Source organism: Nonomuraea sp. NPDC049378, from assembly GCF_055586745.1.
In genome coordinates this window covers 41,630-57,609 of the sequence record NZ_JBVJHP010000032.1, presented here as the reverse complement: position 1 = coordinate 57,609, position 15,980 = coordinate 41,630, and the positions used below count along the sequence as shown (strand labels likewise).

Genomic DNA, 15,980 nt, shown 5'->3' with positions numbered 1-15,980 from the left:
CCATCCGCAGCTCGAAGCCGGCAACCCAGTGGGCGGTGTTCCGCGGCCGGTCATCCGGCGACAGTGAGCACGATCTTTCCGGTGGTTCGGTTGGTCTCGCCGAGCTCATGTGCCTTGGCCGCCTGCTCGAACGGCAGGACGGTGTCGACCTCGACACCCAGCCGTCCCGCCTCGACCAGCTCGGCGATCGTCGCCATCGCGGCGTTGTCCGGCTCGACGAGGACGAAGCCCGCCCAGATGCCGCGCTCCCCGGCCTGGCGAAGAAGGTCCTCGTCAGGCTCCGGGTTGAGCTGGGCAAGAGTGCCGCCGTTCCGCAACGTCTGCAGGGAACGCGCCCCGTAGTCGCCGCCGATGCTGTCGATGACCAGGTCAACGTCGCGGACCGTCTCGGCGAAGTCCTCCTCGGTGTAGTCGATCACCTCGTCGGCGCCCAGCGCATGTACGAAGGCGTGCTTGGACCCACGTGCGGTACCGATCACGTACGCGCCGAGATGCTTGGCGAGCTGCACGGCCAGGTGGCCGACCCCGCCGGCCGCGGCATGGATCAACACGCGCTGGCCCGGCTGCACGTTCGCGGTGTCGTGCAGGACCTGCCACGCGGTGAGCGCCGCCAGCGGCAGCGCCGCGGCGTGCACGTGGTCGAGGCCAACCGGTTTACGGGTGAAGTGCCGCGACGGGGCGGTCACGTACTCCGCGTAGCCGCCCGCCTTGTGCGGGAAGCGGGGCATGCCGAAGACCTCGTCACCCGGCCGGAAGCGGGTGACTCCGAGGCCCACGGCCTCGACTACCCCGGACACGTCCCAGCCGAGGACGGCGGGCGGGTCGCCCAGCAGCCTGCCGACCGTCCGTGACTTCCAGTCCGTGGGGTTGACGCCGGCCGCGTGCACCCGCACCAGGACCTCCGTCGGCATCGGCTCAGGACGGTCAACCTCGGCCAGCGTCAGCACCTCGGGGCCGCCCGCGGACTCCTGAATGATCGCGCGCATCCGCGCCGTCGTCGTGTCTTCGCTCATGGGAGAACCGTAGTGAAAGCGGGAATGAGTGCGCAGCCCATCGTTGGGCTCTTGGACTCTTCTCGCAGGTCAGAGGAGATGATCTTTCTCAGGCATGTAATGCATGTTGATTGGTGCGAGGAGCCAGACGCTCCCGTGGACATTTCGCGATCTCGGGCGCATTGACCCTTTTCGGAAGGGATCGACTGAGTCGCGTCAGCCGTTCGACGGCGCTCTTCAGCCAGCGCTGCTCGTGGTCATCCCTGGCTACCTTCACCGCAGCCGCCCGGTCATGTCGCCGACCAGGGCGCACAGAAGCTCATCGAGCACGCCCTGCCCTGTCGCTGCCCTTCGGCAAGCGCGCCCGCCCGCAGGAGCGGATCGCGGCGGCGCCGGTCATGAGCAGCGTCAGGCGCTGGCCGCCAGTGGTACCAGTACCGGCGCGATGCCGAGCAAGGCGGGCAGGATCAGGCCCACGGCACCGAGGACCTCGAGCGGTCGACCACGGCGCGCTGCCGCCGCGCCTCCTCCTCCGGCCGCGGTGTGCCCTGCACCTTCCGGCGGGCCCGGCTGGTGAGCATCTTGGTCGCGTCGGCGGACCGGCCGATGATCTCGCCGATCTCGCCGAAGGGCACCGCGAACATGTCATGCAGGACGAACGCCAGCCGTTCGGTGGGCGTGAGGGTGTCGAGCACCACCAGCAGTGCCAGCCCGACCGACTCGGCGAGCACCGCGTCCTCCTCATGGTCATGACGCGACCGAAGGTGCCGAGGTAACCGTTCGGCGTGCGTCTGATGGGAGACCGCAATGTCACAGGGATCGGGTCGCCGGCGTCTCATGGTTGTCAGGACGCCGCGCAAACGATCCACACGCCTCGTGGAACTTACCGCTGACCTCGAATCCACCGGACGGCTGGTCGAGTGACGCGATCGTCACCGCCCGGCCCCCGGCTCAAAGAAACCAAGAAACTAAAGGAGATCCCCACCATGATCCTGGTAACCGGTGCCACCGGAAACGTCGGTTCCCACGTCGTCCGCCAACTCCTGGAGGAGGGTGAGAAGGTCCGCGTCATGACCCGCAACCCCAGCGGCCATGCGTTCCCTGACCAGGTCCAGGTCGTGACCGGCGACCTGGCCCAGCCGGAAACGCTGTCTGAGGCACTGTCCGGCATCGAGCGGGCCTTCCTGTTCCCCGTTCTCCAGGGGATCGACGGATTCCTCGACGTGGCCAAGCGAGCCGGCCTTCGGCATGTCGTGATGCTGTCCTCGGTGTCCGTCACGTGGCCCGAGCCCGGCTGGGTCGGCGAGGTGCACCTGCGGCTCGAACGATCCGTCGAAGCGTCCGGGTTGGCGTGGACCTTCGTGCGGCCCGACGGGCTCACGACCAACGACCTGGTCTGGGCGCCCCAGATCATCGAGGGCGATGTCGTACGCGGACGCTACGGCGACGCCGAGACGGCCCCGATCGACCCGCGCGACATCGCCGCGGTCGCCGTCCGCAGCCTCCTCGATGGGCGTGCCGGCGAGGGGTACTCGGTGACCGGACCGCAGTCGCTGACCCAGATCGACCGCGTGCGCGTCATCGCGGAGACCATCGGGCGGCCGTTGCGGTGGGAAGAGCAGTCCGAGGACTGGTTCCGGGACGAGATGGCCCGCGCCGGCATGCCTGCCCCGGGGATCGACGATTACGTCAACTTGCTCACAGCGAGAGTCGGCAAGCCCACGGAGGTCCTGCCGACGGTCGAACAGGTCACCGGCCGACCGCCCTTCACCTACGCACAGTGGGTCGCCGACCACGCCGCCGCCTTCGGCGCGGCGTCGGCCTGACGGATAGGCGGCACCTGCCGGCCTCCGCGCACGTCCCGAGGACGAGCTCGACGATGACGACTCCCACCTCCTGCTCGCCTTTGTCCAGCTCGTCGACGACGTGTCGAAGGCCGGGTGCCTGTCCTCGCTCATCCCCACATCCTCTGAAAGACCGGCAGAGGGCCGCAATCGCGCAGCCAGGCCGCCCGCCGCGGACGATTCGCCGGATCCGGGAGGGGTGACAGCCGCCACAAAGCCAAAGCTCTACACGCCCTCTTCCTCTCCACCGTGCCCTCGCCGTCGGGCAGGTCGGGGATCTCGCCGAGCCGGGCCAGCAGCGGCGCCTTGGTACCCGCCCCGTACTTGGCGAGCGTCCTCATCCGCCGGACCGGCACCTTGTCCACCCGCACCCGCCCCAGCCGGAACGCCGCGATGTCGTCCACCCGCTTGAGCGCCTTGGCCATCTCCGTGCCCGACTGCCGCTTGGGCGCCTGCCGCAGCCGCTCCAGCTCCGAGATCCGCGCCCCCTCGGGAACCACCAGCAGGCCCGACAGTGCCCGCGGCAACCCCTGCTCGGCGCGCTCCGCCTGGCGTGCGACAGTCGCATACAGGCGCTCATCGGCCCGCTCGCGCACCGAGCCGACCGGCCTCTCCAGCACCGTCACCCCCGGTAGCAGCACTCGGTGCCGGCGAAGCCATGCCACCGACTGATCGAACAGCGCCGTTGGCCCTTCGGCGTGTGTCCACGCCCGGCCGTGCAGGAACGTCCGGAACCGCTTCGCCAACACCCGCGCCTGCCACGACTCACGATCGTCGAAGTCGTGGTAGCCGTAGGCGGCTCGGATCATCCACGCGTGCTCGTATACCGTCTTGGGCCGCTCTCCATACCGTTTCACCTGCGACGGATCCCCGATTTCCAACTGTTCGGCCAGGTAGTCCACCACCGGCCATGGCACCTCCAGGGGGTCCTCCAGGAACAAGCCCTTGTGCAGGACCGTCCCGATCTGGACCGCTACGCCGAGGCGATGCGAATCCTGGCGCGAGCGCGCGATCACTTCCCGGTCGAAGGCATCCAGGAAGAAGAACTTCTCCAGGTCCGGCAGCGACGGCATCTCCCCGAACGCCGAGTACGCCGTCCTCTGCTCATCAGACAAAAACAATCGCAGGACGATCTGCTGAAACGGCCAGCTAAGTTACTGGCGGGTACCGCCAACGGCTGTCCGCAGGTTCCTCAACCCCGGATCCCGCCTCCGGCCGGCATGCATAACTTGCGGGAATCCTGCCTTCTCGCAAGTTGAGGACGCCATGCTCAAGCGCAAGAGAGATGATTTCCTGATTTGGAATTTCTAGAAAATAGAAAATGCTAGACTGCCGCAGTGACGCAAGAGAGCAATCTGGTTACGCCGTGCAAGCACTGCGGGGCGGCGATCGAGCAGCGGCAGGGGAGAGGCCGGCCACGGGCGTACTGTCCGGAGAAGGACTGCCAGGCCGCCGCCAAGCGCGAGCGGGAGTTGCGGCGGGCCACGCCAGGGCTCGAGGGTGCGCTGGCCAGGGCCGAGCAGCTGTACGACCGCATGGAGAGCGGGCTGGCGGCGGCCATCGAGCCACTGGCCCGGGCGCTGGCCGACGAGCTGAGCCCGGCGGGGGTCGAGGCGAAGCTGAGTGCCGTGCAGGCGGAGGCGCACACGCGGGTGGCGATCGCGCGCACGGAACGGGAGCAGGCGTTCGAGCAGGTACGGCTGGCGCGTGAGGCCACCGAGCACGCTCGCCGGCAGACGGCCGAGATGCGGTCGCGGCTGGAGGAGGCGGAGCACGAGCGCGACACCGCGCTGGCGGATGCCGAACGGGCCCGCGAGCAGGCGCTGGCGGCGCTGCGCGAGGCGGCCAGTACGGAAAGGCAGGCGCTGCAGTCGGCCGAGGAGGCGCAGCGGCGCGCTGAGCTGGCCGAACGGCAGGCCACAGAGGCGGCTCACCAGGTGGAGCTGGCCGAGGAAGCCAGAGGTCAGGCCGTGCGCGAGCTCGCGGAGCGGGTGGAGTTGGCCGAAGGGCAGATCGCTGAGGCGCGGGCGCACGCCGTACGCGCTGAGCAGGCCGCCGGCCAGGCACGGACGGAGCGAGACCGCGCGAGGGAAGAGACGGCGGCGGCCGTGCGTGCTCGCGAGCAGGCCGAACGTGCGGCGGTCGGCGCCAGGGCCCGGGAGGAGGCGGCGGCGCAGGAGCGCGATCGGGCCGTGGAGCGGGCCGTCAAGGCGGAGCGGGCCGCAGCCGCCGCCGAGCTGGACCGTGCGGTCGCGCTCCAGGAGGCGGCGCAGGCCGCCGGTGAGGTGGAGCGGCTGACCGCGAAGACGGCGGCGCTCCAGGACGAGTCGGCGGCCGCGCTGTCCCGGGAGCACAAGCTGGCCGCGCGGGAGAAGTCGCGGGCCGACGCGGCGGTCAAGGAGCGCGACCGGTTGCGGGGGGAGCTGCGGCTGGAGCGGGTACGGCTGGAGGATGTGCGGGCCGAACTGGACGCGGCGCGTGCGGAGGCGGCGCAGTTGCGGGAACGCGCGGTGGCGGCCGAGCTGCGTGCGGGCCAGCTGGACTCCAGCGACGCTTCGCGATCTTGAAGCGTAGGGGTCGCCTGGCAACGGCGACCTGGTGGCCAATGCCCGAGAGCAGGCCGATGAGCGCTTGCAGGGGTGCCGGCAAGAATCGTGTCATGAGCCCCAGTGCGCCACGAGGCGCTGATCGTCCGTACGGAGGTGAAAGACCTCGTCGTTCTACCGTCGTAGCGGTGGGACGAAGCCGGAGGCAGCCTGAACCGGCCTTCCACTCCCGAACGTGTCCCCAGCCGCCAGGTAGCGGAGTGATCGATCGCGATTGCGGTTGATGATCGTTTCGGAGCGGTGAATGTGGCTGGGTGGGGTTTCTGCTTGATCGTGTTCGGGTCGGAGACGGCCGGGCGGAGGGCGGGGTCGGATCCACTCGACGGGGGGTGGGAGTCGGCGACCCACATGGAGTTGGTCCGCAGGCTGTGTCTTGCGCCAGGGCTCGGATCGCTCGTTTGAGGAGGGGCAGGGCCCTGTGCGGGCGTTTGTCGTAGCCGGATTGGCCTGTCAGGTAACAGCCCGCACAAGCCCAGAACCCACATTGGGATGATCTTGAAAGGGTCGCGACGGTGAAGAGCTGACCGGCCAGCGACGCAGCCTCCGCCGGGTGGAATGGCTGGAGCGAGCCCGGCGAACCGCTCCGCGGCACCCTGAGCGAGGAGTCGTCTCAGCGCCTGATCTCGGCCCTGGAGGCGACGCTGCTGTCAGGGTGAACCGCGGAGATCGAGCGGAAGAGCCGGGAGTTCTGGTCGGCGGCCATGGGGGTGATGATGGCCGGTGTGGGAGGGTCATTCCGAGGCGGGAGCTTTGCGCGTGTGGCTCATCGCAGGGAGGCGTGCTGCGCCGGCGGGCGATGAAGCCGGCCATGCGACGTCGTCGACCGCGAGCCACGGCGCGACCGCCAGGGCCGTGGGCGTGAGCCCGGCGAACGTCGCGACCTCGCGGTGGAGGTGGGACTGGTCGACGTAGCCGTTCTCGGCGGCTACGCGGGCGGCGGAGTGACCCGCCGCGAGAAGGTGGGCGGCGTGGTCGAAGCGCACCAGCCGGGCGGCGCGTTTGGGGGTGATGCCGAGCTGGGACCGGAAGCGGGACCACAGGCGCTTGCGGCTCCAGCCGACCTCGTCCGCCAGGCCGTCGACCCGCACCCGGCCCCGGCTGGACAGCGTCCGCCGCCAGGCGTGGGCGACCTGGGGGTCGACCGGCGAGTGGTCGCCCAGCCGCCGACCTAGGATGTCCACCGCTATCGTGAAGCGTTCGTCCGGATCCAGCCGGATCTGGAGCAACTGTCCGGCTCCCCGGCCAGTTGCCTGGAGATCGCCGGGGAGTAGCCCGGCGACGACGCTGCCGCGCTCGTGCCGGCCAGGGGCTTCGTAGACGACACCTTCTCCCTCGCCCAGATCGACGAACAGGGTGACGGACGGGTAGGCGATCATGGAGATGTCCACCGAGGCCGGGGCACGATGGCAGAACCCGGCCATGCTGACCCCCGGCAGCCGAACCGACGGGCGTGGGACTGCGATGTCCACCCACGCCTGGTCAGATGGCATTCCGGCAGGCAACACATGGCCAGTCTAGGCATCAGGGATCACGGGTCGTCGTCGGCTCCGCCGCCGTGAAGTCCAGCAGCAGTTTGCCGGTCGTCTCGGGCGCTTCCAGCATGGGTAGGTGCCCGACACCGGGTAGCAGCTCGACCCGCGCGCCCGGCACCGCGTCGTATCGGCGCGCCGACGACGGCTCCCAACGGGGATCGGCAGCACCGAAGATCACTTGCACGGGGACCCCGAGGGCGGCGAGCCGCTCGGGCACGCTCCGTTCGGCGATGTAGGCGGTGTTCTGGCGCAGCACCGTCCTCATCACGCGGTAGGTGATGCCCCGCACGTCGGCGACCACGTCGTCCGGGAGGTCCACGGGGCGAACGGCCGTCGCGCTGATCCCCTTGCGGATCATCGCGTCCGAACGCCTCGGCCACAGGAGCGGGCCCAGCGGCGGGGCCAGCAGCACCCGAAGGATGAACGGCTGCCGGAGGAGCGCATCCGGACTCGGGCCGCTACTGATCAGTGCGAGCGAACCCACGAGGTCGGGACGTTGCTCGGCCAGCGCGGTGGCGACGTAGCCGCCGCTGGAGTGCCCGGCCACGGCGACGTGACGAAGGCCGAGGTTGTCCAGCAGCGCCGCCACCTGACCCGCCTGCGCGGGCACGTCATACGACGGCGCGGGCGGGGACTGGCCGCAGCCCGGGAGGTCGACCCGGATGACGTGATGGTGACCGGCCAACGCCGGGACCACCGGACCCCAGAAACCGCCCGAGGCCCCCGACCCGTGGATGAGCAACAACGGTGGCGCCTGCCGCGGGCCGCCATGGACCACGTGCAGCCCGTGCGAACGTTCAATGTCGTATTCACTCATGCGGAGAATATGCACGCGCGGCCCGCCGCCAGTCTTGGACATATGTTCCCGCGCAGTCGAAGACCGGCGGCCATCACCATAACGGCCGTACCGAGGTCCCAAGGCCGGAACACGGGCCCGGCGGGCTCATTCCCGCGCGGCGGGAGCCATGGAGATGTTCCAGAAGCCGGCGTAGCGGCCGCACGCCCGCCGTTCCGGCTACTCCGCCCATGGCTCCGGCGATGCCGAGAGCCCGAATGCGTTCCCGCCCTTCCCGGAAGGTGACAGCCAGCAGCGACAAGACCGCCGGTGCGATGAGTGCACCGCCCAACCCCTGGAGCCCGCGCGCCGCGATCAGCACGGCGGCGTGCTGCGCCACGCCCGCCACCAGCGACGCGGCGGTGAACAAGCCGAGCCTGGCGAGCAAGACGCGGCGTCGTCCTAGCAGGTCGGTCATCCGGCCACCGACGAGGAGGAATCCGCCGAGCAGCGGACCGTAGGCGACGATCACCCACGGCAAAGCGCCTTGGCTGATGCTGACTTAGTGGCGGTTTCCACGGAGCTCTGTGTGTGTGAGACAGGGGTTCGGTGTCTTTCAGTTCGCGGCGGTTCACCGGCGGTAGCTCGCAATGGGCCGGCCGGCGCCGGTGGTGAGCAGCTGCGGCAGGCTCGTGGTGATGAAGAAGGTCTAGGCGCGCGAGCACGCTTCGAAGCAGGCGGATTCGGCCGCGGTGAGGCCTTCGTGCGTGAAATGCAGCGTCGTGCCCTGCGCGTCGGTGGTGATGTCGAAGATGACGTTGGTGCCGGTCCACTCGTCACGGTCGTCGAGGCCGGTGTTGTCGGAGTCCACGACGTGCCAGACCACCCGCCTGCCGGGCACGAACTCGGTGATCTGAAACCGGGCGAAACGGAAGCCCTTCTTGGCCCGGACGGTCTCACCGGCGTATTCGCTGTCGTCGGTGAAGACGAACTCGTCGTGCAGGGCGGCAGAGTGGCCGATGAGGTTCTCGCTCCACCAGCCGCGGACGTCTGTAACGGCCTCGAAGATCTGCTCCGGCGTCCGGTCGACGGTCATGGTGGCGGTCAGGTACTCGGTGTCCGGCATGTCCTTGCCTCTCTCTTGGGTGGTTTCGCCCCACCGACGAAGGAGGCCGCCCGGGATCGACATCAACCGGGAAGAAACGTCGAAAATTCGGCCGCGATGGCCTTTGTGCTGGTCAGAGCTCGGAAAGACGACCCGTCAGATAGCGACGTTCGGCGTCGGTCGGCGCCAGTTTCAGCGCCTCCTCGTAGGACGTCGCGGCCTCGGCGAGGCGGCCGACCCGGCGGAGAAGATCGGCCCGTGTCGCGGGCAGCAGGTAATAGCCATCGAGCTTGCCGGACTCGGTGAGCTCGTCGACGAGGGCGAGCCCGGCGGGGATGCCGTCGGACATCGCGACCGCCACGGCGCGGTTGAGGTCCACCACGGGAGATGGCGCCAACCGCATGAGCTCCGCATAGAGGGCGGCGATCTGCGGCCAGTCGGTGGCCGCGGCGTCGGGCGCCGTGGCGTGACAGGCGGAAATAGCGGCCTGTACCTGATACGGCCCACAGCGCCGCACGGCCAACGCTTCGTCAAGCGCCGTAAGGCCTTCGGCGATCAGCGCGCGATCCCACTGGGATCGGTCCTGGTTCTCCAACGTGACCAGCACGCCGTCGTCGGTGCGATGCGCGCGGCGGGCCTCCAGCAGCAACATCAATGCCAACAGGCCGCGCGCCTCAGGCTCGGCCGGCATCAGACGGACCAGCATCCGGGCCAGGTGGATCCCCTCAGCGGCCAGTGCCCTGCGCCCGTCTTCTTCGTCGTAGCCCTCGTTGAAGATCAGGTACAGCACCGCGAGAACGGCTGTCAGCCGCTGCGGCAGGAGCTCCGCCGGTGGAACCCGGTACGGTATCCCGGCCTCGGCGATCTTGCGCTTGGCACGCACCAGGCGTTGCGCCATCGCCGGTTCGGCGGTCAGGAACGCCTTGGCGATCTCACCCGTGCTCAGCCCCGCCAGCGTCCGTAGCGTCAGGGCGACCCGGGCAGGGAACGGCAGCGCGGGATGGCAGCACGTGAAGATCAGCCGCAACCGCTCGTCAGGAATCTCCTCAGCCGACGGCTCGATCGCAGCCCGCTCCAGCACAGCAAGCTGCCGCAACTTGGGGTGCCGGTAAGAAACGTGTCATGAGCCCCAAACGGCGTTGATCTTGTTGTGACTTGCCTGGTCAATGCTGGTTGGTCATGAAACACCCCCTGATGCACATCGACGAGTTGGTCGAGCACTGGACGATCCTGGACGAAGAGCGTGACCTGATCGCCGGAAAGCGTGATGCCACTCGACTCGGCTTCGCGATCTTGCTGAAGTTCTACACGCAGCACGGCAGGTTCCCGCGTGGCCGTTCAGAGGTGCCGGAAGACGTGGTTGAGCACGTGGCCAAGCAGGTCCGGGTTCCTGCCTCGGAGCTCGGCTTCTACGAGTGGTCCGGCTCCACGATCGAGTACCACCGCCATCAGATCCGTACGCACCTCGGCTTTCGCATCTGCACGACGGAGGACGCGACGAAGCTGGCGGTGTGGCTGGCCGAGGAGGTCGCGCACGCCGAGCGGCGGCCTGAACGGGTCCGGGAGGAGCTGCTCAAGCATCTGCGCGAGGAGCGGGTCGAACCGCCGACGCCTGGGCGGATCTCCCGGATCGTGGCCTCGGCCCTGCACAACGCGGAGGTCGCCTGGTCGGTGCGGATCGCCTCCCGGTTGAGTCCCGAGACCACGCAGCGCATCTACGCGCTGGTCGGCATCGACGATGCGAGCCATGCGGTGAGCGAGGGGGCCGGTGACCGTCAAGAACCCACGGGTGAGACTCCTGCCGAGGACGACGACGATATCGACTCCGACCTGCTGGCGTTGATCAAGTCCGCGCCGGGCAATGTGAGCCTGGAGTCGATGATGACCGAGATCCGCAAGTTGGCGGCGGCGCGCTCGATCGAACTGCCGCCAGGGTTGTTCGCCGATGTGGCGCCCAAGGTGCTGGCCGCCTGGCGGGCCCGGGCAACAGTGGAGGCGCCCTCGCACATGCGCACGCATCCGCGCGAGCTGACGGTGCTGCTGCTGGCGGCGCTGGTCCAGGAGCGGGAGCGGGAGATTACCGACGCGCTGGTGGAGCTGCTGATCGCCACCGTGCATCGGATCAAGGCGCGGGCCGACAGCAAGGTGACCAAGGAGCTGATCAACGCGTTCAAGCGGGTGACCGGCAAGGAGAACATCCTGTTCAAGGTCGCCGACGCCGCGCTTGGCCAGCCCGACGATTCCGTCCGCCAGGTCATCTTCCCGGCTGTCAGCGGCGGCGAGCAGACGCTCAAGGATCTGGTGCACGAGTTCAAGGCCAAGGGCCCGGCCTACCGGACCACGGTGCAGACCACGCTGCGCGCCTCTTACACCAACCACTACCGGCGCGGCCTGATCGCGCTGCTGGACACCCTGGAGTTCAAGAGCAACAACACCGCCTTCCAACCGGTGATCGAAGCGCTGAAGTTGATTCGCCGCTACGCCAAGGCGGGCAACACCACCTACTACCCGCGCGGCGAGACGGTGCCCGAGCATCGCGGCACGGCTGGTGAGTGGGAGGACCTGGTGTTCAAGAACGACAAGCGCGGCCGCCGGCGGGTGGTGCGGATGGTGTATGAGATCGTCACCTTCCAGGCGCTGCGCGAGGCCCTGCGGTGCAAGGAGATCTGGGTGGTCGGCGCTCACTCCTTCCGCGACCCGGAGGAGGACCTGCCCAAGGATTTCGCCGCCCGTCGTGTGGAGAACTATGCCGAGCTGCGCAAGCCGCTGGACCCGAAGGACTTCATCGCCGAGTTGAAGGCCGAGATGCGCGCCGAGCTGGAGGCGCTCGACACCGCGCTGCCGAAGCTGGACTGGTTGGCGATCTCCGAACGTAAGTCCGGCGCGATCAAGCTGACGAAGCTCGGCCCGGCGGATGAGCCGCGGAACCTGCGCCGGATCAAGAACGAGGTGAGCCGGCGCTGGGGCTCGGTCCCGCTGATCGACATGCTCAAGGAGGCGGTGCTGCGCACCGGCTGCCTGAAGACGGTCACCTCGGTGGTGGGTGGCTCCAGCCTCAAGCCCGAGGTCCTGGCCGAGCGGCTGATGCTCGCGATCTTCGGGTACGGCACCAACACCGGGATCCGGGCCGTGGCCTCCGGTGGCCATGCCCACAGCGAGGACGACATCCGCTACGTCCGGCGCCGCTACCTGACCCCGCAGGTCGCCACCGACATCGCGATCGCCATCGCGAATGCCACCTTCACCGCCCGGGACGTGGCGCTGTGGGGCGAGGGGACGACCACCGTCGCCTCCGACTCCACGCACGTGCGCGCCTACGATCAGAATATTTTCACCGAGTGGCACTCCCGGTACGGAGGCCGCGGCATCCTCATCTACTGGCACATCGAACGCGGGTCCATGGTCGTGCACTCCCAGACCCTGCGCGCCTCGGCCTCGGAAGTGCACGCCATGATCGAGGGCGCGGTCCGGCACGGCACCACCATGAAGGTCGAGGGCAACTACGTCGACTCCCACGGCCAGACCGAAATCGGGTTCGGCGTAACCAGGCTCCTGGGCTTTGACCTGCTGCCGCGCATCAAGCAGATCAACAAGGTCAAGCTGTACAGGGTGGAGAGCGGCGAAAGTGATCTGTACCCCCGGCTGACACCGGCGATGACCCGGCCGATCCGCTGGGACCTGATCGAGCAGAACTACGACCAGATGATCAAATACGCGACCGCGATCAAGCAGGGCACCGCCTCCACCGAGGCCATCCTGCGCCGCTTCACCGAGTCCGCCTCCCACCCGACCTACCAGGCCATGCTGGAGGTCGGCCGCGCGCAGAAGACCATCTTCGTCGCCCGCTACCTCCGTCTGCGCGAGCTCCAGCGGGAGATTCAGGAAGGGCTCAACGTGGTGGAGTCCTCCAATGGCGCCAACAGCGTCATCTTCTACGGCAAGGGCGGCGACATCGCCACCAACCGGCGCGAGGAACTGGAGATGAGCGTGTTGTGCCTGCGCATCCTGCAGGCCGCGCTCGTGTACATCAACACCCTGATGCTCCAGGACGTTCTGGCCGAGCCGAAGTGGGCTGAGCTGCTCAAGCCCGCCGACCGGCGCGGACTGACCCCACTGTTCTGGCAGCATGTCCAGCCCTACGGCGAGGTACGGCTGGACGTGGCCAAGCGCCTGCCACTCGGCGGCGTCGTGCCGGCTCCGCAGCAGGGCGGCCCGCCGGAAGGAGGCAGGTGATGAAGAACATGAACGGGTGTCCTCGGGCTCGCCCCGGGCGGTGGTGGTCATGACGAGAGCGGTGTCGGCGGGGCCTTCGCAGGGGCGGAGGGCTCGACGATGACGGCGGTGCGGCCGATGACGGGACCTCGCACTACGACGACTCCTCGACTGCTACGAGCCAGCATGACCGGAAAGCGACCGTCATCAATTGACACTAGGCGGGCGCGCGCGGGGCCTTGTCATCGGTTGAAGTGTCGTCTCCGGCTGTGGAGGCTTCTCCGGTGAAGTGGCGCAACTCTGGGCTGAGCGCGGCTACAGCGGCGGTCAGGCCGAGCAGTCCACCGAGCACGATGAGTGCCGTCGCGCCGCCCAGTGCCGCGGCCAGTGCCCCGCCGAGGACTGGCCCGAGGGGCTTCAGCGCCGTCCCACCCATGCTCAAGACCGCGCCCATCCGGCCGAGCATCGCTTCCGGGACCATTCGCGCGACCACCACGTTCATCACCACGTTCAGTGAGGGCGTCGACAAAGTGATGAACACCAACGGGACCATCGGCCACCACGCCCCCCAGGGCAGTGCCGTGGCCGCCAGCGCGGCACCGAAGACCGTCACGACGGCCAGCAGCAGTCTGCCGGGAGGCAGGAGCCTGCTGATGCGGCCCGACAGCAGCGCACCGGCAAGCCCGCCGATACCGAGGCCGGCCAGGACCGTGCCGGTGATACGCGCGTCACCGCCGCGTTCGCCGACGAGCACGATCAGCGGGATGAGGAACGCTCCGCCTAGCAGGTTGAGGATCATTACCGCTGCGGTGACCTCCCGCAGGCCATGTTGGCGCCACAGCCATGCGATGGCCTCAGCCGCTTCCCGGCGCATGCTACGCCGGATGGGCCGCTGCTCCTCGCCATCATCTCGTGTAGCGGTTTGCGGCTCGTCCACCGGGCGGCGCGGCACCTTGGCGAAAGCGTAGAAGAGCGTGGCGACAAGGAAGGTGATGGTGTCGACGACGAAGGGCAGCGCTCGCCCCAGGCCGTACAGCAGGCCACCGAGCGGAGGACCGATCAGCCCGGCCGCGTGGGTACGGGCCTCCTCCTGCGCATAGGCACTGTGCAGTTGGCCCGAGGGGACGATGCCGCGGATCGCCGTGTCTTGGACGGGACCGACGAACGCGGCGCACAGCCCGTCCAGCACTGCCAACGTGATGAAGTGCCAGACCTGTACATGACCGGTGATGATGAGCGCTGTCAGCAGCGCGGAGACAACCGCCTGGAGGCCCTGAGCAGTGATGAGCGTGCGGCGGCGGTCCCACCGGTCCACCCAGACGCCGGCCGGCATCTGGACCGCAACGAAAGCGACGGTGCGGGCTCCAGCGACGATGCCCGCCAACCCAGGCGAGCCGGTGAGCGCCAGCACCAGCAGCGGCATGGCGAGCCTGGTGAGCTCTGAACCCAACTGGGAGACCGCGCTACCGACCCACAGCAGTTGAAAACGCACGTTCTTGCGCAGTGGGACGATGTCGGTCACGAAGCGTCTTCCTTGGCTGCGGGGGCAGTCACCTGGCCTGAGGCGCCACTTTCGGAGCGAAGGCTGCGCCGGTTCCGGATTCGGACAGGTGGGGCGGGACCCGGAGAAGATACCTACCGGAGATGGCACTGTCTACCGAATAGAACCGGGTGGGGGCACATGTGCTTTCCAAGTCGGCAGCGGACCCATAAAGACCTGCGACAGGGAATTGGTATTACCTGTCATACTTGGCGCTCGCGGGCCGCGTTTTGGCCAGCTCGCTCCTCGCCCCAGCCGGGCCGACTCGATAGTGTTATCTGTCACATCGGCTCTGTGGAGGTGGTCATGCCGGTCGTCGCCTTCCCCAGCGGCGCGTCCAGTTCCGCCATGCCCTCCGGCCACTTCACCGAAGTGCAGACCGTCGCCGGCGCCGTCGAGAGGTTTCTCGACTCACTCGACGCCGCCACCACCCGCGCCGGCTACACCCGCACCTTGGCCCGGCTGACCGCAACCGTCGGTCCGCACCACCCCGTAGCCAACCTCGACTGCGACCACTACGCCGCGGTGATGGCCGCCTGGGACAGCGCCGCGGCGGCCACCTGGAACCGGCACCTGTCCGCGCTGATCTCCTTCACCACCTGGGCCCAGCGCCAGGACCTACTGGCCACCAACCCGGCCCGCCGCCTCCTACGCCGCAAGACCAACCACCGCGGCGACCGCGCCATCCCCGCCACCCGGCTGGAGAAACTGTTCACCGATGACCGCCACCCGCTGCGGGAACGGCTCCTATGGCGTCTCCTCTACGAGACGGCCGCCCGGGCAGAGGAGATCTTGTCCCTCAACGTCGAGGACCTGGACCTGGAGTTCCGCCGCGCCCGCGTCACCAGTAAGGGCGGCGCCATCGAGTACGTGCACTGGGCCACCGCCACCGCCCGGCTGCTGCCCCGCCTGCTCGCTGGCCGCACGCGCGGGCCAGTGTTCCTGGCCGACCGTCGTGCCCCCGCCTCCGGCCGGCGCGCGCCCGCGGCCGCCGACATCTGCCCCGTAACCGGCCGTGGCCGACTGTCTTATCCGCGCGCCGAATATCTGTTCAAAACCGACTCGGCCGAGCTCGACCCGCACGGTGACGGCTGGACGCTGCACCAGCTGCGCCACTCGGCGCTGACCCACCTGGCCGCAGCCGGTCGCACCGCCCCCGAACTCCAGGCCAAGTCCCGCCACCAGCACCTGGCCAGCCTCGGCCGCTACGTGCGCCTCGGCGAGGAGACCTCCGCCCGCATCACCGCCGAGCACGACCCCGCCGCACGCCGCCGTACCCGCAATCCCTGACGGCTCAAGAGCCAGCTCGGCTAGCCACGGGGCGGCACCGCCCTTCTCCGACTCCAACTCGGGCGGCACCTCGAAACCCTGTTC

Annotated in this window: 13 protein-coding genes and 1 pseudogene; 4 read left to right on the top strand and 10 right to left on the bottom strand. The window is 68.8% G+C overall.

The window, feature by feature from the left end; genetic code table 11:
• Positions 1–50: 50 nt before the first annotated feature.
• Positions 51–1,013 (bottom strand): NADP-dependent oxidoreductase, encoded by a 963-nt coding sequence (locus ACZ6SA_RS44420; RefSeq protein ID WP_347648289.1) that lies wholly within the window; start codon positions 1,011–1,013, stop codon positions 51–53.
• Between the two features lie 446 nt (positions 1,014–1,459).
• On the bottom strand, positions 1,460–1,723 hold the full coding sequence (locus ACZ6SA_RS44415) for a sigma factor-like helix-turn-helix DNA-binding protein (RefSeq protein WP_465835140.1): 264 nt from the start codon (positions 1,721–1,723) through the stop codon (positions 1,460–1,462).
• Between the two features lie 255 nt (positions 1,724–1,978).
• On the opposite strand from ACZ6SA_RS44415, the gene ACZ6SA_RS44410 reads away from it, so the two are divergent.
• Positions 1,979–2,818, top strand: coding sequence for an NAD(P)H-binding protein (locus tag ACZ6SA_RS44410; RefSeq protein ID WP_347648287.1), 840 nt, complete (start codon positions 1,979–1,981; stop codon positions 2,816–2,818).
• 128 nt (positions 2,819–2,946) lie between these two features.
• Here the strand turns inward: ACZ6SA_RS44410 and ACZ6SA_RS44405 are convergent, their stop codons facing one another.
• A complete protein-coding gene (locus tag ACZ6SA_RS44405; RefSeq protein WP_465835196.1) occupies positions 2,947–3,951 on the bottom strand; it encodes a DUF4158 domain-containing protein in 1,005 nt (334 codons plus the stop codon).
• 222 nt (positions 3,952–4,173) lie between these two features.
• Here ACZ6SA_RS44405 and ACZ6SA_RS44400 point away from each other — a divergent pair, with 222 nt between their 5' ends.
• Positions 4,174–5,403 carry a hypothetical protein gene (locus tag ACZ6SA_RS44400; protein ID WP_465835138.1) on the top strand — a complete coding sequence of 410 codons (1,230 nt, stop codon included), beginning with the start codon at positions 4,174–4,176 and terminating at the stop codon, positions 5,401–5,403.
• Between the two features lie 352 nt (positions 5,404–5,755).
• Here ACZ6SA_RS44400 and ACZ6SA_RS44395 read toward each other — a convergent pair.
• The 6 genes and pseudogenes from ACZ6SA_RS44395 to ACZ6SA_RS44370 all read right to left on the bottom strand — a co-directional run.
• Positions 5,756–5,899, bottom strand: a pseudogene (locus tag ACZ6SA_RS44395) (IS982 family transposase); the annotation flags it as partial.
• 274 nt (positions 5,900–6,173) lie between these two features.
• On the bottom strand, positions 6,174–6,932 hold the full coding sequence (locus tag ACZ6SA_RS44390) for an AraC family transcriptional regulator (protein ID WP_465835136.1): 759 nt from the start codon (positions 6,930–6,932) through the stop codon (positions 6,174–6,176).
• Between the two features lie 31 nt (positions 6,933–6,963).
• On the bottom strand, positions 6,964–7,791 hold the full coding sequence (locus tag ACZ6SA_RS44385; protein WP_465835134.1) for an alpha/beta fold hydrolase: 828 nt from the start codon (positions 7,789–7,791) through the stop codon (positions 6,964–6,966).
• A gap of 73 nt (positions 7,792–7,864) precedes the next feature.
• On the bottom strand, positions 7,865–8,305 hold the full coding sequence (locus ACZ6SA_RS44380; protein ID WP_465835194.1) for an MFS transporter: 441 nt from the start codon (positions 8,303–8,305) through the stop codon (positions 7,865–7,867).
• Positions 8,306–8,458: 153 nt separating this feature from the next.
• On the bottom strand, positions 8,459–8,875 hold the full coding sequence (locus tag ACZ6SA_RS44375; RefSeq protein ID WP_465835132.1) for an SRPBCC family protein: 417 nt from the start codon (positions 8,873–8,875) through the stop codon (positions 8,459–8,461).
• 112 nt (positions 8,876–8,987) lie between these two features.
• Positions 8,988–9,935, bottom strand: coding sequence for an RNA polymerase sigma factor (locus ACZ6SA_RS44370; protein WP_465835130.1), 948 nt, complete (start codon positions 9,933–9,935; stop codon positions 8,988–8,990).
• Between the two features lie 98 nt (positions 9,936–10,033).
• On the opposite strand from ACZ6SA_RS44370, the gene ACZ6SA_RS44365 reads away from it, so the two are divergent.
• The gene (locus tag ACZ6SA_RS44365) at positions 10,034–13,087 is read left to right on the top strand and encodes a Tn3 family transposase (RefSeq protein ID WP_465835128.1); all 3,054 of its coding nucleotides are present in this window, start codon (positions 10,034–10,036) and stop codon (positions 13,085–13,087) included.
• Between the two features lie 196 nt (positions 13,088–13,283).
• On the opposite strand, the gene ACZ6SA_RS44360 is transcribed toward ACZ6SA_RS44365, so the two are convergent.
• Positions 13,284–14,588, bottom strand: coding sequence for an MFS transporter (locus tag ACZ6SA_RS44360; RefSeq protein ID WP_465835126.1), 1,305 nt, complete (start codon positions 14,586–14,588; stop codon positions 13,284–13,286).
• 324 nt (positions 14,589–14,912) lie between these two features.
• On the opposite strand from ACZ6SA_RS44360, the gene ACZ6SA_RS44355 reads away from it, so the two are divergent.
• Positions 14,913–15,896: a tyrosine-type recombinase/integrase gene (locus ACZ6SA_RS44355; protein ID WP_465835124.1), complete on the top strand. Its 984-nt coding sequence runs from the start codon at positions 14,913–14,915 to the stop codon at positions 15,894–15,896.
• Positions 15,897–15,980: the final 84 nt, after the last annotated feature.